The 20,916-nt window shown below is 65.6% G+C and carries 16 protein-coding genes, 2 rRNA genes and 1 other RNA gene; 17 read left to right on the forward strand and 2 right to left on the reverse strand.

Annotated elements, in window-relative coordinates; genetic code table 11:
- Positions 1-259 precede the first annotated feature (259 nt).
- From rrf (AC3WOB_RS19860) to AC3WOB_RS19870, 3 genes are all read left to right on the forward strand, one after another.
- Positions 260-372 (forward strand): 5S ribosomal RNA (rrf, locus tag AC3WOB_RS19860).
- A gap of 157 nt (positions 373-529) precedes the next feature.
- Positions 530-642, forward strand: a 5S ribosomal RNA gene (rrf, locus tag AC3WOB_RS19865).
- A gap of 249 nt (positions 643-891) precedes the next feature.
- Positions 892-1,257, forward strand: coding sequence for a DUF4870 family protein (locus tag AC3WOB_RS19870; protein ID WP_013391517.1), 366 nt, complete (start codon positions 892-894; stop codon positions 1,255-1,257).
- Positions 1,258-1,711: 454 nt separating this feature from the next.
- On the opposite strand, the gene AC3WOB_RS19875 is transcribed toward AC3WOB_RS19870, so the two are convergent.
- Positions 1,712-1,990: an SWIB/MDM2 domain-containing protein gene (locus AC3WOB_RS19875; RefSeq protein ID WP_006217453.1), complete on the reverse strand. Its 279-nt coding sequence runs from the start codon at positions 1,988-1,990 to the stop codon at positions 1,712-1,714.
- Between the two features lie 147 nt (positions 1,991-2,137).
- Here AC3WOB_RS19875 and AC3WOB_RS19880 point away from each other — a divergent pair, with 147 nt between their 5' ends.
- Together AC3WOB_RS19880 and pyrC are read left to right on the forward strand one after the other, a co-directional pair.
- A complete protein-coding gene (locus tag AC3WOB_RS19880) occupies positions 2,138-3,331 on the forward strand; it encodes a M20 aminoacylase family protein (RefSeq protein WP_013391518.1) in 1,194 nt (397 codons plus the stop codon).
- A gap of 11 nt (positions 3,332-3,342) precedes the next feature.
- Positions 3,343-4,407, forward strand: a complete 1,065-nt coding sequence (gene pyrC / locus AC3WOB_RS19885) for a dihydroorotase (RefSeq protein WP_492275959.1) — start codon at positions 3,343-3,345, stop codon at positions 4,405-4,407.
- Between the two features lie 84 nt (positions 4,408-4,491).
- On the opposite strand, the gene AC3WOB_RS19890 is transcribed toward pyrC, so the two are convergent.
- On the reverse strand, positions 4,492-6,318 hold the full coding sequence (locus AC3WOB_RS19890) for an ATP-binding cassette domain-containing protein (protein WP_492275960.1): 1,827 nt from the start codon (positions 6,316-6,318) through the stop codon (positions 4,492-4,494).
- A gap of 133 nt (positions 6,319-6,451) precedes the next feature.
- Here AC3WOB_RS19890 and rnpB point away from each other — a divergent pair.
- The 12 genes from rnpB to AC3WOB_RS19950 all read left to right on the forward strand — a co-directional run bounded on the left by rnpB (position 6,452) and on the right by AC3WOB_RS19950 (position 20,911).
- Positions 6,452-6,857, forward strand: an RNA gene (gene rnpB / locus AC3WOB_RS19895) — RNase P RNA component class A.
- Between the two features lie 353 nt (positions 6,858-7,210).
- Complete coding sequence (gene mraZ, locus AC3WOB_RS19900; protein WP_006226256.1) at positions 7,211-7,639, forward strand: division/cell wall cluster transcriptional repressor MraZ; 429 nt, start codon at positions 7,211-7,213, stop codon at positions 7,637-7,639.
- A 7-nt stretch (positions 7,640-7,646) separates the two neighbouring features.
- Positions 7,647-8,741, forward strand: a complete 1,095-nt coding sequence (rsmH, locus tag AC3WOB_RS19905; protein WP_013391521.1) for a 16S rRNA (cytosine(1402)-N(4))-methyltransferase RsmH — start codon at positions 7,647-7,649, stop codon at positions 8,739-8,741.
- Positions 8,741-9,031: a cell division protein FtsL gene (ftsL, locus tag AC3WOB_RS19910; protein WP_207472113.1), complete on the forward strand. Its 291-nt coding sequence runs from the start codon at positions 8,741-8,743 to the stop codon at positions 9,029-9,031. The genes rsmH and ftsL overlap by 1 nt, the downstream gene beginning before the upstream one ends.
- Positions 9,028-10,758, forward strand: coding sequence for a peptidoglycan D,D-transpeptidase FtsI family protein (locus tag AC3WOB_RS19915; protein ID WP_013391523.1), 1,731 nt, complete (start codon positions 9,028-9,030; stop codon positions 10,756-10,758). Before ftsL ends, AC3WOB_RS19915 begins: the two co-directional genes overlap by 4 nt.
- Positions 10,755-13,610, forward strand: a complete 2,856-nt coding sequence (murF, locus tag AC3WOB_RS19920) for a bifunctional UDP-N-acetylmuramoyl-L-alanyl-D-glutamate--2,6-diaminopimelate ligase MurE/UDP-N-acetylmuramoyl-tripeptide--D-alanyl-D-alanine ligase MurF (protein ID WP_492275961.1) — start codon at positions 10,755-10,757, stop codon at positions 13,608-13,610. The genes AC3WOB_RS19915 and murF overlap by 4 nt, the downstream gene beginning before the upstream one ends.
- Positions 13,600-14,769: a phospho-N-acetylmuramoyl-pentapeptide-transferase gene (gene mraY / locus AC3WOB_RS19925; RefSeq protein ID WP_013391525.1), complete on the forward strand. Its 1,170-nt coding sequence runs from the start codon at positions 13,600-13,602 to the stop codon at positions 14,767-14,769. The genes murF and mraY overlap by 11 nt, the downstream gene beginning before the upstream one ends.
- Positions 14,766-16,298 (forward strand): UDP-N-acetylmuramoyl-L-alanine--D-glutamate ligase, encoded by a 1,533-nt coding sequence (gene murD, locus AC3WOB_RS19930; RefSeq protein ID WP_492275962.1) that lies wholly within the window; start codon positions 14,766-14,768, stop codon positions 16,296-16,298. The genes mraY and murD overlap by 4 nt, the downstream gene beginning before the upstream one ends.
- The gene (gene ftsW, locus AC3WOB_RS19935; RefSeq protein WP_013391527.1) at positions 16,295-17,488 is read left to right on the forward strand and encodes a putative lipid II flippase FtsW; all 1,194 of its coding nucleotides are present in this window, start codon (positions 16,295-16,297) and stop codon (positions 17,486-17,488) included. Before murD ends, ftsW begins: the two co-directional genes overlap by 4 nt.
- Positions 17,485-18,561, forward strand: coding sequence for an undecaprenyldiphospho-muramoylpentapeptide beta-N-acetylglucosaminyltransferase (murG, locus tag AC3WOB_RS19940; protein ID WP_492275963.1), 1,077 nt, complete (start codon positions 17,485-17,487; stop codon positions 18,559-18,561). Before ftsW ends, murG begins: the two co-directional genes overlap by 4 nt.
- A complete protein-coding gene (murC, locus tag AC3WOB_RS19945; protein WP_013391529.1) occupies positions 18,558-19,964 on the forward strand; it encodes a UDP-N-acetylmuramate--L-alanine ligase in 1,407 nt (468 codons plus the stop codon). The genes murG and murC overlap by 4 nt, the downstream gene beginning before the upstream one ends.
- The gene (locus AC3WOB_RS19950) at positions 19,961-20,911 is read left to right on the forward strand and encodes a D-alanine--D-alanine ligase (RefSeq protein WP_013391530.1); all 951 of its coding nucleotides are present in this window, start codon (positions 19,961-19,963) and stop codon (positions 20,909-20,911) included. The genes murC and AC3WOB_RS19950 overlap by 4 nt, the downstream gene beginning before the upstream one ends.
- Positions 20,912-20,916 lie beyond the last annotated feature (5 nt).

Consider the following 20,916-nt stretch of genomic DNA (forward strand, 5'->3'; position numbering starts at 1 on the left):
TGTGGAAGCGCAGTAATGCGTTAAGCTAACCGATACTAATTGCCCGTGAGGCTTGATCCTATAACACTGATGGTTATTGACCTGGTGATGTAGCGTTCCAAGTGTCGTTCAATACAAAATCTGGCTGCACCGTCGGCAGCCAGCCAACACCAATTACACCCCATCGTGCGTGATCATCGAGTCTGACTCTGATCGCCACGCGTTGTGTTTCTTCCAAGATTGGAGCCGTTGCCTCACCGCAGCCGCTCAACCAGTTACGCTTGACGACCATAGCGAGTTGGTCCCACTCCTTCCCATCCCGAACAGGACAGTGAAACGACTTTGCGCCGATGATAGTGGACGGACGTCTGTGAAAGTAGGTCATCGTCAAGCTTTTATTCCGCAGAACCCCACAGGTAACCCCTGTGGGGTTTTGTCTTTGTGAGAGCCCATGGCGGCCGCCTGTCGAGACTTGCTCCAGGCGCATTCATCGGTCTCTCGACAGGATTGGAGCGTTTGCCCAGGCAGGGCAGGCACTCAAGCAGTTACGCCTGACAACCATAGCAAGGTGGTCCCACTCCTTCCCATCCCGAACAGGACAGTGAAACGCCTTTGCGCCGATGATAGTGGACGGACGTCCGTGAAAGTAGGTCATTGTCAGGCTTTGATTCCAGGAACCCCGCAGCTCGCGCTGCGGGGTTTTTTCTTTGTCGCGGGCGCTGCTGCCAGGCGTGCGCACTGTCTGACGGTGGCAGACGCGTGAGCGCGTGGCACGGGCTTTTGCTTGGTGCTTGCGCACCGTCAATCAGGCTGCAAGCCGCGCCAGCATTGAATGTGCACAAATAACAACGGCCGTGGGCGGGGTGGCTTTGTGCGGTAAGATTGACCGAGTCAATTCGTTGGAGCGTTATCGTGAGTGATCCCCAGACCCCCGTGCCCGGAACGACGTTAGACCTGCGCACGCTGACCCACGTGGCCTATGGCTTGTACGCCCTGGGCTTCCTGACGAGTGGATTCCTGGGCATCGCCACGCTGGCGGCCGTTGTGCTGATGTATTTGAAGCGCTCGGACGCCGCAGGCACCGTCTATGCCGCTCATTTTGACTGGCTGCTGCGTACTTTCTGGTGGGCCTTGCTGTGGCTGGCCATCAGCGGTATTGCGACCTTGATCTTCATCGGCTGGATCGGCTTGGCCGCGACCGTGATCTGGGTGCTGTATCGCTTGATCAAGGGCTGGCTGTCGCTGCTGGAAGGCTCCGCGCCGACCACCTACGCCTGAAGGCGTGCGTTCAAGCAAAAGGCCGGCACATGCCGGCCTTTTGTTTTGCTGGGCTTGCACCACGGCTGCGCGCCTATCGTGCGCGTGCGTGCAGCAGCGAACAAGAGACAGGCGCGCGGTTCAGGACCTTGCGTGAGCCTGCAGGCGCAGGAGCTTGCCCGTGCATGGCGCCGCGCATGTGGATGCTCGTGACGCCGCCGAGCCTGGGGTTGTCCGCGCAGCTACCAGCCGCTAGATGCAAGCTTGCAAGAAGCGCTGCCAACTGCCTGAAGAGGCGCGCCAGGCTTGGCTTTCGGGGAATGCTGGTGTGGGGAATCGGGCCATGCCGGTGAGGTGGCGGCGTGGCTGTCGCGATGCTTGAAAGCTGCGCTGGGGAGGCGAGCTCGCCCAGGAATGAACCGGGGCGTCGCGACGATATGTAGGCAGGGACGTACGGGGTACGCCCTTTGCCTGCTTACTTCAGATGTGCGTTGACCAGCTTGGTCAGTTCGAACATCGTGACCTGATCTTTGCCGAAGATCGGGCGCAGCTTGGCATCGGCGTTGATGTTGCGCTTGTTGCTGGCATCTTGCAGGTTGTGCTTCTTGATGTATTCCCAGATCTTTTTGGTGACCTCGGTACGCGGCACGGCTTCCGAGCCGATGACAGCAGCCAGTTCGGCGCTGGGGGTCAGGGGCTTCATGAATGCAGCGTTCGGCTTGCGCGCGGTCGCGGGTTTGGAGGTTGTGGCCATAATGCGGCGCTCCTTCTCTGGCTGTTGGAAAAATTGTCCTGCGGCCGGAGCATAACGTGTCTCTCCCGTAAAGACAAAGGCATTTATCCTCTGTAGCAACTAAAATGCACGGACTGTCCTCCCTACATCGTCATTCTGTAACCTCCTATGTACGCACGATCTCCTTTGGAATCAATTCGCCTTTTTCATGACGAATTGACGGCGCTGCGGCGCGATTTGCACGCGCACCCCGAACTGGGCTTCGAGGAGGTACGGACTTCCGGCATCGTGGCCGGCGCGCTGGAGGCGCTGGGGATCGAGGTGCATCGCGGCATCGGCAAGACTGGCGTGGTGGGTGTCATCCGCGGCAAACGCTGCGACAGCGGGCGCATGATAGGCCTGCGCGCCGACATGGATGCCTTGCCCATGACCGAGGACAACGACTTCGGCCACAAGTCGACCAAGCCCGGCCTGATGCACGGCTGCGGCCACGACGGCCACACCGCGGTGCTTATTGGCGCGGCCAAGTACCTGTCGCAGACGCGCAATTTCGACGGAACGGCAGTGCTGATTTTCCAGCCCGCCGAAGAGGGCCGCGGCGGCGCGCGCGCCATGCTGGAAGACGGACTGTTCGATACCTTTCCGTGCGATGCGATCTATGCGCTGCACAACTGGCCGGGCTTGAAGCCGGGCACGATAGGCATCAATCCCGGGCCGATGATGGCCGCGGCGGACCGCTTCGAGATCCTGATCACCGGGCGCGGCGGCCACGGCGCGCATCCTTACCAGACTATCGATCCCGTCACGATCGCCGGGCAGATCATCACGGCCTTGCAGACCATCGTGTCGCGCAACGTGAATCCGCTGGATTCGGCGGTGGTGTCCATTGGATCCTTGCAGGCGGGCCATCCCGGCGCGATGAGCGTGATTCCGCGCGAAGCGCGGATGGTGGGCACGGTGCGCACCTTCCGCAAATCCGTCCAGGAAATGGTGGAGAGCCGCATGCGCGAACTGGTGTCAGCTATCGCGAGCGCCTTCGGCGGCAGCGCCGAGGTGACTTACGAACGGATCTATCCGGCGACCTTGAACACGCCGCAGCATGCCAATCTGGTGGCCGACATCGCCACCGAGATGATAGGCAAGGAGAACGTCGTGCGCGATCTGACGCCATCGATGGGCTCCGAGGATTTCTCTTTCATGTTGCAGAGCAAGCCTGGCGCATACTTCCGGCTGGGCCAGGGCGGAGCCGATTCCGGCTGCGTGCTGCACAACTCGCATTTCGATTTCAACGATGCCGTCATTCCCTTGGGCAGCGCGATGTTCAGCGCGCTGGCCGAACGGGGCATGCCGCTGGCAGATTAAGAAGCCTAACCATGTCTACTCAAAATACGACTCAGCTCACCATTACCCGCCCGGACGACTGGCATCTGCACCTGCGCGACGGCGCTGCCCTGGAGGCCGTGGTGGCGGACAGCGCGCGCCAGTTCGCGCGGGCCATCATCATGCCCAACCTGAAGCCGCCGGTCACGACCACCGAGCAGGCGCTGGCTTATCGCGGCCGCATCCTGGAGGCCTTGAAGAAGGCGGGTGGCAACCCCGACGCCTTCACGCCGCTGATGACGCTGTACCTGACCGACAACACCACGTCGGAAGAGATCTTCCGCGCTTACGAGTCGGGCCAGGTCTACGCCGTGAAGCTCTATCCCGCAGGCGCCACCACCAACTCGGACGCCGGCGTGACCGATCTGCTGGGCAAGTGCGCCAAGGCGCTGGAAGCGCTTGAAAAATGCGGCATGCCGTTGTTGGTGCATGGCGAGGTCACGGACCCGTCGATCGACCTGTTTGACCGTGAGGCGATCTTCGTCGAGCGCGTGATGAAACCTCTGCGCCGCGCCTTTCCCGCCTTGAAAGTGGTGTTCGAACACATCACGACGAAAGAGGGTGCCGAGTACGTGCGAGACGCCGAAGGCCCGATTGCCGCCACTATCACGCCGCAGCACTTGCTGTACAACCGCAACGCGATTTTCCAGGGCGGGGTGCGGCCGCACTTCTACTGTCTGCCCGTCCTCAAGCGCGAAACCCACCGCCTCGCTCTGGTCGAAGCGGCCACTAGCGGCAGCCCGCGCTTTTTCCTGGGAACCGACAGCGCCCCGCATGCGCGCGGCCTGAAGGAGCATGCCTGCGGCTGCGCCGGCTGCTATACGGGCTTGCATGCCATGGAGCTGTACGCGACGGCTTTCGACGCCGTCGGCAAGCTGGACAAGCTGGAAGGTTTCGCCAGTTTCCATGGCCCGGACTTTTACGGCCTGCCGCGCAACACCGGCACGCTGACGCTGGTGCGCGAGGCCTATGTGGTGCCCGAGGAGATCCCGTTCGGCAACACGACGCTGGTTCCGCTGGCGGCAGGCGAGGCGCTGGCCTGGCGCGCACGCGGCTAGGCGGCAGGTCCGAGACGTGAAAATGCCCCCGAATTTTCGGGGGCATTTTTTACGCGCCTCTATATGTATATAGAGACAAGCTGATTACAGCGCGCCTTCGCGCCGTGCTTCCAGCAGTTCCCAGCGGGCGAAGCGCTCTTCGAGTTCGCTTTCCAGCTTGGCCAGTTCGCCGTTGATGCGTTCGACCTCGGCCGGCGCGTCGCGGTACAGGCTGCCGTCGGCGAGCTTGCCGGCGAGCTCGGCCTGTTGCGCCTCGAGCGCGGCGATGGCGTCGGGCAGCCCCTCCAGTTCGCGCAGTTCCCAGGAGTTCATCTTGGAGGACTTAGCGGGTTTGGGGCGGGCTGCCTTGGCGCGCGCGGCGGCGTCATCGGCAAGCCGGGCGGCAGGGGCGGTCTCTTCGGCGGGGGCCGCCGGCGCGGGCCGCTGGGCGACCCACTCGTCGTAGCCGCCTACGTAGTCGCGCCAGCGGCCGTCACCTTCGTAGGCGATGGTTTGCGTGACGACGTTGTTCAGGAAGGCGCGGTCGTGGCTGACCAGCAGCACCGTGCCTTGGTATTCCTGCAGCAACTCTTCCAGCAGTTCCAGCGTTTCGATGTCGAGATCGTTGGTGGGCTCATCCAGCACCAGCACGTTGGCGGGACGGGCGAACAGCCGTGCCAGCAGCAGGCGCGCGCGCTCGCCGCCGGACAGGCTGCGCACCGGCGAGCCGGCGCGGGCGGGCGAGAACAGGAAGTCGCCGAGGTAGCTCATGACGTGCTTGCGGGCGCCGCCGATTTCGACCCATTCGCTGCCCGGGCTGATGATGTCGACGAGTGTGGCGTTTTCGTCCAGCTGCGCGCGCATCTGGTCGAAATACGCGACCGCGACATTGGTGCCCAGGCGGGTCGTACCGCTGTCCGGCTGTATTTCGCCCAGGATCAGTTTGAGCAGGGTGGTCTTGCCGGCGCCGTTGGGGCCGATGATGCCGATGCGGTCGCCGCGCAGGATGGTGGTGGAGTAGTCGTCCACCACGATTTTGTCGCCAAAGGCCTTATTCACATGATCGAGTTCGGCGACCAGCTTGCCGGAGCGTTGGCCTTCGGCAAGCGCCAGCGAGACGTCGCCGACGCGCTCGCGGCGTTCGGCGCGATCGACGCGCAGCTGTTCGAGGCGGCGCACGCGGCCCTCATTGCGGGTGCGGCGGGCTTCCACGCCCTTGCGGATCCAGATTTCTTCCTGCGCCAGCAGCTTGTCGAAGCGGGCTTGTTCCAGGCGCTCGGATTCCAGCCACTGGGCCTTGCGCTCCTGCCACTGCGAGAAGTTGCCGGGGAAACTCAGCAGCCGCCCGCGGTCGAGTTCCACGATGCGGGTGGCGACGGAATCCAGGAAGCGGCGGTCGTGGGTGATGATGACCGCAGCGCCTTTCCAGGAGCGCAGCATGTCCTCCAGCCAGGCAATGCCTTCGAAGTCCAGGTGGTTGGTGGGTTCGTCCAGCAGCAGCAGATCCGGCTCATCGACCAGGGCGCGCGCCAGCGCGACCCGCTTGCGGGTGCCGCCAGACAAGCCGGCGATCTGCACGTCGGCCGGCAGGCCGAGTTTTTCGAGCACCGAGCGCACGCGCGACGGGCGTTGCCAGTCTTCATGATCGCCCTCGACATTGCAGACGACATCGAAGACGGTGGCGTTTTCGTCCAGCTCAGGTTCCTGCTCGACGGTGGCCACGCGCAGTCCGGAGCTGCGGGCGATATCGCCGTCGTCCGGCTGGGTCCTGCCGTCCAGCAGTCTCAACAGGGAGGACTTGCCGGCGCCATTGCGGCCGATGAGGCCAATGCGCTCGCCAGCCTGGATGGCGAAATCGGCGTGATCCAGCAGCGGATGGTGGCCATAGGCCAGCTGGATGTCGGTAAGGGTGATGAGCGTAGCAAGGGCCATGTGATGGGTAGTGTCTGCGGCGTCTGACTGAATCAAGGCGTATTGTCGCAGGAACCCCGCAACGCCGTTTACACGGCGCGCGCCGCAGCCGCTTCGGGGACAGAGCCGGCGGGTGTAATAGAATACGCACCGCAAGGCGGGTCGGGCGATCGCGGTGGATGCGAATCCATCGAGGAAGGTCCGGACTCCACAGGGCAGGGTAACGGCTAACGGCCGTCCGGCCGCGTCTTCGGGCGCGGTTGAGGAATAGGGCCACAGAGACGAGTCTGCGGGGTGGGCGCGCATCGCGCGCACAGATACGGCCATCTCCGTATCGCGCCGTCCGGCAACGGGCGGCGGCATCGCAGGGTGAAACGCGGCAACCTCTACCCGGAGCAACATCAAATAGGCATGCGTGCGGTCTTCGGATCGCGAAGGGCGGCTCCGTCCGAGCATGCGGGTAGATGGCTAGAGCGGCTCAGCAATGATCCGCGCAGAGGAATGATCGTCCGCCAGGGAAACCTGGTGTACAGAATCCGGCCTATAGACCCGTCTTGCAACTCATTCTCAACGCGAGCGAGGTTCGAACCGGAGCCTGGCATCGCGTGGGCCGGGTCGGCCACTTTTTCGATCGTCACAATCCCGGAGTCCGGCGGAAAGCCTCGCCAATCGGAGCAATCGACCGATCGTAAAACAATGCAAAGCCATTGTTAGCTGCCACTTCTGAAGAAGGACTTTTAGATAGTGCCGCAACCTCCTGATTTATTGGGAGGTTTTTCTTTTTGCGGATTTACATATTGATCTAAGTCCTTGTTGTGATTGAAAAAATTGCAACCACGCGCTTGACCGCCCTGATCCCATACCGTAGAGTGGGAAATAGTAGGAAATTGTGCAATTAAGTGGGGTAAAAGTGGTGTTTCAGGGAAGCAGCGCGCTCACGCTGGATGCCAAGGGACGGATCTCGATTCCGACCCGGCATCGTGACGCGCTCATGTCGCAGGCCGATGGCCGGCTGACCCTGACACGCCACCCTGACGGCTGCTTGCTGGTCTACCCGCGGCCGGAGTGGGAAAAGAAGCGCGAGCAGATTGCCGCCTTTCCCATGACGGCGCGCGCGTTGCAGCGGCTGTTGCTGGGCAACGCTCAGGACGTGGAACTGGACGGCTCCGGCCGGGTCCTGATCGCTCCTGAACTGCGCAACGCTTCCGGTATGACGCGCGATGTGATGCTGCTCGGTCTGGGCGCGCACTTCGAGCTGTGGGACGCCGCTACCCTGGCCAGCCGCGAGGCTGAGGACCTGGCCAAGGGTATGCCGGATGTGTTGAATCAGTTTTCGTTCTGAAAAAGTTATGGAATTCGAACATCGGCCCGTTCTGCTGGAGCCGACGGTGGACGCGTTATTGCTGCCCGACTTCGGCGGCAAGGGCGCGACACGGTCGCATCAGCAGGCCGGGCCGGCTACGGCTACGCGAGCGGAGGACGGCGTCTTCGTCGACGGCACCTTCGGGCGTGGCGGGCACAGCCGCGAACTTTTGGGCCGTCTGGGCAAGGCTGCCAGGCTGGTGGTGTTCGACAAGGACCCGGAGGCGATCGCCGTAGCCAATGCGTTGGCGGCAGCGGACCCGAGGGTCACCGTGGTGCATGGCGGCTTTGCCACCATGGCCGAAGAATTGGAGCAGCTCGGCATCGGCAAGGTCGATGGCGTGATGCTGGATCTGGGCGTTTCCTCGCCTCAGATCGACGATGCCGAGCGCGGTTTCTCGTTCATGCGAGACGGCCCGCTCGATATGCGGATGGACACCACTCGTGGTCCCACGGTGGCGGATTGGCTGGCGCAAGCCAGTGTGGATGAGATGCGGGAGGTCATAGCGGATTATGGCGAAGAACGGTTTGCTTTTCAGGTTGCAAAGGCGATTGCTGCTCGCCGCGCAACAAGGCCGCTGCGCACCACGCTCGAACTTGCCGAGTGCGTCGCCAGCGCCGTCCGCACGCGCGAAAAGGGGCAGCATCCGGCCACACGCACCTTTCAAGCTCTACGGATTTACATCAATCGGGAACTCGAAGAGCTCGCGCGCACCCTCGCGGCAGCTCTAGACCTGCTCGCCCCGGGAGGGAGGTTGGCGGTGATCAGCTTTCATTCGCTTGAAGACCGCATGGTCAAGCAGTGCATCGCGGCGGCGGCTCGTCCGGCTGCCGCGCATGCGCGCCTGCCCCTGCGGGAAAGCGAAATGCCGCAGCCGGTCCTGCGTTCCCTGGGGCGCGTGCTGGCCGAAGACGATGAGGTCTCGGCCAACGCCCGCGCCCGCTCCGCCGTCCTGCGCGTTGCCGAACGCACCGAAACGCCGCTGCCCGCCGAGGGCGGCTTTGCGTTCGTGAAGATCGGCTCGCTGCCGGGCAGCGACCTGGCTCCCGCGCCGCGCCGCGGCAAGGGGGGGCGTCGCTAATGGGTCGCGTCAACCTGATCGTTGCGGCTTTACTGATGCTGTCGGCCATTTCCCTGGTCACCAGCCGGTATCAGTCGCGCCAGCTCTTTATCGAGCTGGGCCGCGATCAGGCGCACGCACGCGACCTTGAAACCAGTTGGCGGCGTCTGCAGCTGGACCGCGCCGAACTCGCCCGCAACGCGCGGGTGGACGCGATTGCGCGTGACGGCCTGAAGATGATTTCCATCGTTCCGGACCGCACGCTGTACATGAATCAGGCGCCTGTCTCCGCCAGCGGAGGCGCGCAATGAAACGCGTCCCCTTCTTCGACAACCCCGTGCTGCGCGGGCAATTGCCCACGTGGCGCGCGCGCCTGGTGCTGATCCTGCTGTTCGGCGGGTTCACCGTGCTGGCCGGCCGCGCGCTGTTCCTGCAGGGGCTGTCCACCGAATTCCTGCAGCAGCAGGGCGAGCGACGCTATGAGCGCACGCTGACCCTGGCCGCCACGCGCGGCAAGATCATGGACCGCAATGGTGCGGTGCTGGCCTCCAGCGTGCCGGCGCGCGCCATCTGGGCGATTCCCGAAGACGCCAAGCAGGCCACCCCGGCGCAGATGGATACTTTGGCGAAGCTGCTGGAAACGCCCTTGGCCGATCTGCGCCACCGCCTGGTCGACGAAGACAAGAACTTCGTCTACCTGAAGCGCCAGGTCTCGATGGACGTGGCCGACAAGATCAAGCAATTGGGCATGCCGGGCGTGCACCAGCAGCCGGAGACCCGCCGCTATTACCCGGACGGCGACGTGATGGCCCACGTGGTGGGCTTCAACAGCGTCGAGGACCAGGGACAGGAAGGCGTCGAATTGACGTTCAACCAGCAGTTGTCCGGCCGCCCCGGCAGCCGCCGCGTCATCAAGGACCGGCTGGGCCGCGTGATCGAGGACGTGCAGGCCGTGACCCTGCCAGTGGATGGCCGCGACCTGCGCCTGTCCATCGACACGCGCTTGCAGTACCTGGTGTTCAAGGCGTTGAAGGACGCCATGGACAAGCACCAGGCCAAGGGCGCGACCGCCGTGGTGGTGGACGTGCACACGGGCGAGATCCTGGCCCTGGCCAACGTGCCTACCTTCGATCCGAACAAGCGCGAAACCTTTCATGGTTCCAAGCTGCGCAACCAGGCCATTACCGACACGTTCGAACCTGGCTCGATCATGAAGCCCTTCACCGCCGCGCTGGCGCTGGACCTGGGTCGCATCAGCACCAAGACGCTGTTTGAAACCGGCAATGGCCGCTTCCAATACCAAGGCAGCACGATCAGCGACGTGAGCCGCAACGGCACGCTGGACGTGGCCGGCGTGTTGCGCAAGTCCAGCAACATCGGCATGACCATGATTTCCGAGAAGCTGGAATCCCGCGAGATGTGGGACCGCTTCACCGAATTGGGCCTGGGCCAGGCGCCCCAGGTGGGATTTCCCGGCGCGGCGCCCGGCCGCCTGCGCCCCTGGGACCGCTGGCGCCTGATCGAAAAGGCCACGATGGCGTACGGTTACGGCCTGTCGGTGTCGCTGCTGCAGGTGGCGCGCGCCTATACCGTTTTCGCCCGCAATGGCGACATGGTGTCGCTGACGCTGGTCAAGCGCGACAGCGACCCTACCAGCGTCAAGATCTATACGCCCAAGACCACCGAAATGGTGCGCGGCATGCTGGAAGCAGCCGCTGGTCCTGAAGGCACCAAGGCTGCCCAGGTGCAGGGCTATCGCGTGGCCGGCAAGAGCGGCACGGCGCGCAAGATCGTCGACGGTAAGTACAGCATGCAGCGCTATCGGAGCTCCTACGTGGGCTTTGCTCCGGTGTCGGATCCGAAGATCGTCGTGGCCGTGTCCATCGACGAGCCGACGGTTGGCGGCTATTACGGCGGCGCTATCGCCGCGCCCGTGTTCTCCCAGATCGTGGGGGGGAGCTTGCGGCTGATGGGGGTGCGCCCGGACGCGCCCTTCGAATCCACAATTGTTGCTGGTCTTAAGGAGCCAGGCAGATGAGCGCCAAAGGCTTCCTCTTCAACCCTGTCGCCACGGTTGCCGAAACCGTGGCGTGGTTGCATTCGCGCGTGTCGTTGACCGCGCACCTCAAGCTGGACTCCCGTGATATCGAGCCGGGCGATGTTTTCGTCGCCTGCCCGGGTCTGTCCAGCGACGGACGTCTCTATATAGAGAAGGCGTTGGCGCTGGGCGCCAGCGCGGTGTTGTTCGAAGCCCCCGCCAACGATGCCGTCGCGGCCGTGGCGGACCAGGCCCCGATGCTGCCGGTGACCGGCCTGCGCGCCCTGCTGGGCGAGCTGGCCGACACCTGGTATGGCCGGCCGTCGGCCGAGCTGGCAGTCGTGGCGGTGACTGGCACCAACGGCAAGACCTCATCGGTGCAGTGGATCGCCCACGCGCTGAGCCGCAATGACAAGCCCTGCGGCACCATCGGCACCCTGGGCGCCGTGCTGCCCGACGGGCGCACGCTGGGCGGCGACCTGACCACGCCTGACGTGCTGACCGTGCATCGCACGCTGGCCGCCATGCGCGACGCCGGCGCCAAGGCCGTGGCGATGGAGGCATCCTCCATCGGCATCGAGCAGGGCCGGATGGACGGCGTGCGCGTTGCGCTGGCCGCCTTCACCAATCTGACCCGTGATCATCTGGACTATCACGGCACGATGGAACGGTACGAGGCCGCCAAGGCGCGCCTGTTCCGTTGGCCGGGGCTGACCGCTGCCGTGATCAACGCCGACGACGAAGCCGGACGCCGCCTGATCGCCGGTCTGCCCGCGGGCATGGCGATGGGCTACAGCCTGAGCGCCGACCCGGAGATTCCCGCCGGCATGCGCGCGCGTGATCTCCAGGCCACCGCCCAGGGCCAGATCTTCACGTTGGTGTCGCCGCATGGCGAGGCCCAGATCGTGACCCGCCTGCTGGGCGCGCACAACGTGTCGAACCTGTTGTTGGTGGCGGGTGTGCTGTATCAACTGGGCTTGCCGTTTGCGCAGATCGCGCGCGAACTGGCCGCGACGGATCCCGTCGACGGCCGCCTGCAGACCGTCGAGCCGGTGGCGCACAGCACCCAGGCCGCCACGGGCCGCGGCGCGTTGGTGGTGGTGGACTATGCGCATACGCCCGACGCGCTGGCGCGTGCGCTGTCCGCCCTGCGCGCCGTCGCGACCGCACGCTCGGGCCGGCTGATCTGCCTGTTCGGTTGCGGCGGCGAGCGCGATCCGGGCAAGCGTCCCGAGATGGGCCGTATCGCCGCCGACCTGGCCGACCACGTGGTCGTGTCCAGCGACAACCCGCGCACCGAATCGCCCGAAGCCATCGTCGAACAGATCCTGGCCGGTATTCCCGACAGCGTGCGCCCCGACGTGCAGGTGGACCGCGCGCGCGCCATCATGCAGACCATCTGGGCGGCAGCACCCGATGACGTGGTGCTGCTGGCCGGCAAGGGACATGAAACCTATCAGGACATCGGGGGCGAGAAGCTGCCCTTCGATGACCGCGAATGGGCGCGGCTGGCGCTGCTGGTGCCGCAGGTCAAGGGCGTGTCCACCGACACCCGCCGCATCGGCCAGGGCGAATTGTTCGTGGCGTTGGTGGGCGAGAACTTCGACGCTCACAACTATCTGGACCAGGCCGAGGCGCGCGGCGCCTGCGCGGCCGTGGTGGCGCATGCCGTGCCCGATGCCAAGCTGCCGCAACTGGTGCTGGGCGACACGCGCATCGCGTTGATGCGCATCGGCGCCGCCTGGCGTGCGCAGTTCGCGCTGCCCGTGGTGGCGGTGACCGGCAGCAACGGCAAGACCACCACCAAGGAAATGATCTCGGCCATGCTGGCTGAGTGGCAGGGCGAGGCGGGCCGCCTGGCGACCGCCGGCAACCTGAACAACGACATCGGCGTGCCGCTGACTCTGCTGCGCCTGCGGCCGGAGCACCGCGCAGCCGTATTCGAGCTGGGCATGAACCACCCCGGCGAGATCGCGCAATTGGCCGCCATCGCCGCGCCCACGGTGGCGCTGGTGACCAACGCCCAGCGCGAGCACCAGGAATTCATGCACAGCGTGGAAGCCGTGGCCCATGAGAACGGCGCGGCCATCGCGGCGCTGCCCGAGGATGGTGTCGCGGTTTATCCCGGCGACGAACCCTATTCGGCGATCTGGGACGCCTTGGCCGAGCCGCGCCGGGTGCTGCGCTTCGGCCTGCAGCCCGGCCTGGACGTGTATGCCGAACAGATCCTCGCGGACGTCCACGCTACGCGGTGCCGCGTGGTCACGCCGATGGGCGTCGCCGACTTGACGCTGCCGGTGCCGGGCCTGCACAACCTGCGCAACGCGCTGGCGGCCATCGCCAGCGCGATCGCCGCGGGGGCGCCGCTGGAAGGCGCGGTGCGCGCCCTGTCCGGTTTCAGCCCGGTCGCGGGCCGCATGCAGCACAAGCATATGAGTGACGGAACGTTGCTCATCGATGACACCTACAATGCCAACCCCGACTCGGTGCGCGTGGCCGTGGACGTGCTGGCCCGCATGGCCGGCAAGCGCGTCCTGGTGCTGGGCGACATGGGCGAGGTCGGGGACAACGGCCCCGCCATGCATGTCGAGGTGGGCAATTACGCGCGCGAGCAAGGGCTCGACGCGTTCATCACGCTAGGCGAAGCCAGCCGGGCGGCCGCGGCCGCATTCGGAGTGGGCGCGCACGCCTGCGCATCGGTAGACGAAGTGGTTGCCGCCTTGCGCGGCTTGCGCGCGTCCTGCGTATTGATAAAGGGATCGCGCTTTATGCGCATGGAGCGGGTAGTGACGGCTTTTTCTACGAATGAAGGTGTGACGGCCAAGGGGCAGGGAGAGCAGAATGCTGCTTGAAATCGCCCGCATGCTGTCTGACGATGTGCGCGCGCTGGGGGTGTTCGAATACATCACCTTGCGCGCCGTGCTGGCGTGCGCGACCGCGCTTTTGATCGGCCTGGTGGCGGGTCCGCGCGTGATCCGCAAACTGACCGAGATGAAGATCGGCCAGGCCGTGCGTTCCTACGGTCCGGAAACCCATCTGGTCAAGACTGGCACGCCCACCATGGGCGGCGTGCTGATCCTTATCTCCATCGCCATCAGCACGCTGCTGTGGGCGGATTGGACCAACCGCTTCGTGTGGGTGGTGCTGCTGGTGACCTTCGGCTTCGGCTGGATCGGCTGGATGGACGATTACCGCAAGGTGGTTTATCGCGATCCGGAAGGCATGCCCGCGCGGCAGAAATTCTTCTGGCAGGCGACCATCGGCATCGTGGCTGCGGTGTATCTGGCGTTCGCCGTGTCGGCGCCCGCCAATACCGAACTGTGGCCCCTGTTCAAGGCCTGGGTCGGCAGCGGCTTCACGATGCCCCTGCCGACGCGCGCCGACCTGATCGTGCCGTTCTTCAAGAGCGTGAGCTACCCGTTGGGCGTGCTGGGCTTCGTGGCGCTGACCTGGGCTGTCATCGTCGGCACCAGCAATGCCGTGAACCTGACCGACGGCCTGGACGGCCTGGCCATCATGCCCACCGTCATGGTGGGCAGCGCGCTGGGCATCTTCGCGTACGTGGTCGGCCGCGTGGACTATTCCAAGTACCTGTTATTCCCCTATATCCCGGGCGCATCGGAATTGATGGTGCTGTGCGCCGCGATCGGCGGCGCCGGCCTGGCGTTTTTGTGGTTCAACGCGTATCCGGCGCAGGTCTTCATGGGCGACGTCGGCGCGCTGGCGCTGGGCGGCGCATTGGGCACCATCGCGGTCATCGTGCGCCAGGAAATCGTGCTGTTCATCATGGGCGGCGTGTTCGTGGTCGAGACCCTTTCCGTGATGATGCAAGTGACTTGGTTCAAGTACACCAAGCGACGTTATGGAACAGGTAGACGCATTTTCCGCATGGCCCCGTTGCATCATCACTTTGAAGTGGGTGGCTGGAAAGAAACCCAGGTGGTCGTGCGTTTCTGGATCATCAGCATGATGCTGGTGCTGATTGGCCTCTCTACCCTGAAGTTGCGATGAATACGATGGAAACCTCCCGCGCAGACGCGCCGCTCGTCCTGATCCTCGGATTGGGCGAGACGGGTGTCGCCGCCGCTCGCTGGTGCGCCCGCCTGGGCGCCCGCTTGCGCGTGGCCGACACGCGCGCCGAACCGGGCGGGCTGGCCGCTTTGCGCGAGTCGCTGGCGCAATGCGAAGTGGAATACCGCCTGGGCTGCGATCAGTCCTTCGATACGGCGCTGCTGGACGGCGTGAGCCAACTGGTGCTGAGCCCCGGCCTGGCGCCCGCCCAGCCTCCTGCGGCGGATCTGCTGCGCGAGGCCGAGGCCCGCGGCATCGAGATCGTTGGCGAAATCGAATTGTTTGCGCGCGCGCTGGCCGACCTGGCCGAAACGCGCGAGTACCGGCCGCGCCTGTTGACCGTGACCGGCACCAACGGCAAAACCACCGTCACTGCGCTGACGCGTCAACTGATCGAGGCCAGCGGCCTGTCGGTCGTGGCGGCGGGCAACATCAGCCCCGCGGCGCTGGCCGCGCTGATGGATGCGCTGGATGCGGAATCGCTGCCACAAGTCTGGGTGCTGGAGTTGTCCAGTTTCCAGCTGGAAACCACGCGCTCGCTGATGGCCGACGCAGGTGTCGTGCTGAACGTCACCCAGGACCACCTGGACTGGCATGGCAGCATGGAAGCCTACGCCCAGGCCAAGGCCCGTCTGCTGAAGATGGCGCGCGTGGCCATCGTCAACCGCGACGATCCCTACACCGTGGACATGGTAGCCACCCTGAACGCGCTGAACGTGCGCAGCTTCGGCCGCGACGTGCCGGAGCTGGTCGGCGACATGGGCCTGGAACTGGGCCAGGGCGTGGCCTGGCTGGTGGCCTGCGAACCGAACGATTTCGATGAGCCCGCGCCGCCGGTGCGCCGCAAGAAGGACGCGCCTGAACCTGTGCGCGCCAAGGGCCGCATGAGCCGCCTGATGCCGGTGGACGCCTTGCGGATCCGCGGCATCCATAATGCCTTGAACGCGCTGGCCGCGTTGCAACTGGCCCGCTGTCTGGATCTGGGCTGGGGCGCGATGCTGCGCGCGCTGCGCGAATACACGGGCGAACCGCATCGCGCGGCCTTCGTCCGCACGATCGGCGGCGTTGACTACATCAATGACAGCAAGGGCACCAACGTGGGCGCCACTGTCGCCGCGCTGGAGGGCCTGGGCCAGCAGGTCGTGCTGATCGCCGGCGGCCAGGGCAAGGGCCAGGATTTCTCGCCGCTGATTCCGGGGGTGACGCAGCATGCGCGCGCCGTGATGCTGATCGGCCAGGACGGTCCCGAAATTGGCCGCGTGCTGGCGTCGACCGGGGTGCAGTGCGTCATGGTTGAAACGTTGCGCGACGCGGTGCGCGGCGCCGCCGAACTGGCCCAGCCCGGCGATGCCGTGCTGCTGTCGCCCGCCTGCGCCAGCCTGGACATGTTCCGCAACTATCCGCATCGCGGACAGGTGTTCGTGGAAGAGGTCGAAGACCTGGCCCGCGACCGTGGAGAGGTCGCATGAGCCTGATCGCCGATCTCACCGCCAGCGTCAACGCCGTACGGCCCGGCCGTACCCGCATGCGCAATTTCGATCTGCCGCTGGTCATCGCGGCGTCGACCTTGCTGCTGCTCGGCCTGCTGATGGTGTATTCGGCATCGATCGCGCTGGCCGACGGCCCGCGCTATGCGTCCTATGGCCGCTACTACTTCGTGATCCGCCACGGCCTGTTCATCAGTGCCGGGCTGCTTGCCGCCGCCGTGGTGCTGGCGGTGCCGATCCGTGTGTGGCAGCGTCTGGCCGTGCCCCTGTTCGTGGTCGCCAACGTGCTGCTGGTGGCTGTGCTGATTCCCGGCATCGGCCGCGAAGTCAACGGCGCGCACCGCTGGATTCCGCTGGGTCCGCTCAACTTCCAGCCTTCCGAGCTGATGAAGTTGGCCGCGCTGCTCTACGCCGCCGATTACACCGTGCGCAAGCAGGAACACATGCAGGCGTTCGCGCGGGGCTTCCTGCCCATGGCGTTCGCGCTGGCCGGCGTCGGCATGTTGCTGCTGCTCGAGCCCGACCTGGGCGCTTTCATGGTGATCGTGGCGATCGCCATCGGCATCCTGTTCCTGGGCGGCATCAACGGCAAGTACTTCAGCAGCCTGCTGGCGGTGCTGGTCAGCACATTTCTGATGCTGATCTGGCTGTCGCCGTGGCGCCGCGCACGCCTGTTCGCCTACCTGGATCCCTGGAACGAAGACAATGCCTACGGCAGCGCCTACCAGTTGTCGCATTCGCTGATTGCCCTGGGCCGCGGCGAATGGCTGGGCGTGGGCCTGGGCGCCAGCGTCGAAAAGTTGCACTACCTGCCGGAAGCGCACACCGACTTCCTGATGGCGGTGGTGGGCGAGGAACTGGGCTTTGCCGGCGTGATGCTGGTCATCACCCTGTTCGCCATCATCGTCTACCGCGGATTCGACATCGGCCGCCAGGCCATCGCCATGGAACGCACCTTCGCGGGCCTGGTGGCGCACGGCGTGGCGATGTGGTTCGGCGTGCAGGCCTTCATCAATATGGGCGTCTGCCTGGGCCTGCTGCCCACCAAGGGCCTGACGCTGCCCCTGATGAGCTACGGCGGTTCGGGCGTGGTGATGAACCTGTGCGCCCTGGCCATGTTGATCCGGGTCGACGTGGAAAACCGCATCATGATGCGTGGGGGGCGGGTATGACGGCCTCGCGCACCATCCTGATCATGGCCGGCGGCACAGGCGGCCACATCATGCCGGGCCTGGCCGTGGCCGATGTGCTGCGCGAGCGCGGCTGGCGCGTGCTGTGGCTGGGCAATCCCGAAAAGATGGAAGGCCGGCTGGTGCCGCCGCGCGGCATCGAGCTGGTTCCGTTGCGCTTCCAGGGCGTGCGCGGCAAGGGCGCCTCGGCGCTTCTGAAGCTGCCGTTCCTGCTGCTGCGCGCGTTCGGGCAAGCCTGGTCGCGTTTGTCCGATGTGCGGCCCGACGTGGTGCTGGGCATGGGCGGCTACGTGGCTTTCCCGGGTGGCGTCATCGCGGCGCTGCGCGGCACGCCGCTGGTCGTGCATGAACAGAATGCCGTCGCAGGCACCGCGAACAAATGGCTGGCCCGGATGGCCCGCCGCGTGCTCAGCGGCTTTCCCGGCGTATTGCCCAAGGGCGAGGCCATGGGCAATCCGGTGCGCGCGGACCTGTGCGCGCTGCCGGACCCGACGGCGCGTTACGCCGGCCGCAGCGGTCCGCTGCGGGTGCTGATCGTGGGCGGCAGCCTGGGCGCCCAGGCGCTGAACACGACTTTGCCGCAGGCGCTGGCGCGCCTGCCGCAGGAAAGCCGGCCGGTGGTGGTGCATCAGGCTGGCGAACAACATTTGCCCGCGCTGCAGCAGGCCTACGCCCAGGCGGGCGTGGAAGCCGACTGCCGCGCATTCATCGATGACATGGCGGGCGCCATGGGCGATGCCGACCTGCTGATCTGCCGCGCGGGCGCCATGACGGTGTCCGAAGTGGCCGCGGCAGGCGTGGCGGCCTTGTTCGTGCCGTTCCCGCATGCCATCGATGACCACCAGACCGCCAACGCGCGCTTCCTGAGCGATGCGCAGGCCGCCTGGCTGCAGCCGCAGACCGGCCTGACGCCCGAATGGCTGGCGCAGTGGCTGGGCCAGCGCTCCCGACAAGAACTCCAAGCCGTGGCCGAACGGGCCCGCGCGCATGCGCGTCCCGAAGCCGCGGCTCATATCGCCGACGTCTGTGAACAAGCAGCGGGGCGTTCATCATGAAACACAGAATTCAACACATCCATTTCGTAGGCATAGGCGGCTCGGGCATGAGCGGCATTGCCGAGGTGCTGCTCAACCTGGGCTACACCATCAGCGGTTCCGACCTGAACGAGTCGGCGGTGACGCGCCGCCTGGCCGGCCTGGGCATGAAGATCGCGATCGGCCACGTGGCCAGCAACGTCACCGGCGCCGCCGCCATCGTCACGTCCACGGCAGTGGCGGGCGACAACCCTGAAGTGATCGCCGCCCGCGCGGCGCGCATTCCGGTGGTGCCGCGCGCCCTCATGCTGGCCGAGCTGATGCGCCTGAAGCGCGGCATCGCCGTTGCCGGCACGCATGGCAAGACGACCACGACCAGCCTGGTGGCCAGCGTGCTCGCCGCCGGCGACCTGGATCCGACCTTCGTGATCGGCGGCCGCCTGAATTCCGCGGGTGCCAATGCGCGCCTGGGGCAGGGCGACTACATCGTGGTCGAAGCCGACGAATCCGACGCCTCGTTCCTGAATCTGCTGCCGGTGATGGCCATCGTGACCAACATCGACGCCGATCACATGGACACCTACGGGCACGACGTGGCGCGCCTGAAGAGCGCCTTCATCGAGTTCACGCAGCGCCTGCCGTTCTACGGCAGCGCCGTGCTGTGCTCGGACGACGCCAATGTGCGTGAAATCATGCCCTTCGTGTCGCGGCCGATCACGACCTATGGCCTGAACGAAGAGGCGCAGGTGCGCGCCTACGAAGTGCAGCCGGCAGGCACGCGCATGCGCTTCAACGTGCAGCGCACGCATCGCGACACCTTGCTGCCGCCGCTGCAGGTCGAACTGAACCTGCCGGGCCTGCACAACGTGCGCAACGCGCTGGCCGCGATCGCCGTGGCGACCGAGCTGGGCGTGGCCGACGAGGCCATCTGCGAGGCATTGTCTTCCTTCCACGGCGTGGGCCGTCGCTTCACGCAAACGGGCGATTTCCCCGTGCCGGCCAACCATGGCGGCGGCACCTTCACGGTGATTGACGACTACGGCCATCACCCGGTGGAAATGGCCGCCACGCTGGCCGCCGCGCGCGGCGCCTGGCCCGATCGCCGCATCGTGCTGGCCTTCCAGCCGCATCGCTACACGCGCACCCGGGATTGTTTTGAAGACTTCGTGCGCGTGCTGGGCACCGCCGATGCCGTGCTGCTGACCGAGGTTTACGCCGCGGGCGAACCGCCTTTGGTGGCGGCGGACGGCCGGGCCTTGTCGCGCGCTTTGCGCGTGGCCGGCAAGGTCGAGCCGGTGTTCGTCGAGGACGTGGCGGAGCTGCCGCAGGCCGTGGTCGATTTCGTGCGCGACGGCGACGTGGTGATTGTTATGGGAGCGGGTTCGATCAGCAAGGTCCCCGCCCAAGTTGGAGAACTGGCATGAGCACGCAATTCGGCAAAGTGGGTGTGTTGTACGGCGGGCGCTCCGCCGAACGCGAAGTGTCCTTGATGTCGGGCGCGGGCGTGCACCAGGCGCTGCTCAGCGCCGGCGTGGACGCGCACCTGTTCGACACGGGCGAGCGCAGCCTGTCCGAGCTGGCCGCCCAAGGCTTCGACCGCGTGTTCATCGCTTTGCACGGCCGCTATGGCGAAGACGGCACCATCCAGGGGGCGCTGGAACTGCTGGGCATCCCCTACACCGGCAGCGGCCCGCTGGCGTCCGCGCTCGCCATGGACAAGACCATGACCAAGCGCGTGTGGCTGCAGCACGGCCTGCCCACGCCCGACTTTGAATTGCTGGATGCCGACACCGAACTGCGCCTGGTGCCGGACCGCCTGAGCCTGCCGCTGATCATCAAGCCACCGCACGAAGGATCGACGGTGGGCATTACCAAGGTGGTGGGCTATTCCGACATGAAGGAAGCCTACGCCGCAGCGGCCCGTTTCGACGCCGAAGTGCTGGCCGAGCAGTTCATCACCGGCCGCGAGCTGACCGTGGCGGTGCTGGGCGGCGGCAAGACCGCGCGCGCGCTGCCCGTCATCGAGATCGCCGCGCCTGGCGGCAATTACGACTACGAGCACAAGTACTTCTCCGATGACACGCAGTACTTCTGCCCGGCCACGCTGCCGCCCGAAGTGGCCGCGGAAGTCGCCGAGATCGCGGTCCAGGCTTACCAGGCGCTGGGCTGCGAAGGCTGGGGCCGCGCCGATTTCATCCTCGACCGCGACAACCGGCCGTGGCTGCTTGAAATGAATACCTCGCCTGGCATGACCAGCCATTCACTCGTTCCCATGGCCGCCAAGGCGGTGGGAATCAGCTACGCCGACCTGTGCGTGGCGATCTTGTCCGAGGCCGCGTGCAAAGTGCGCAGCCCGGCCCGTAACGCTTGACCCGG

The sequence above is a fragment of the Achromobacter sp. FW305-C-30-7 genome (assembly GCF_058783105.1).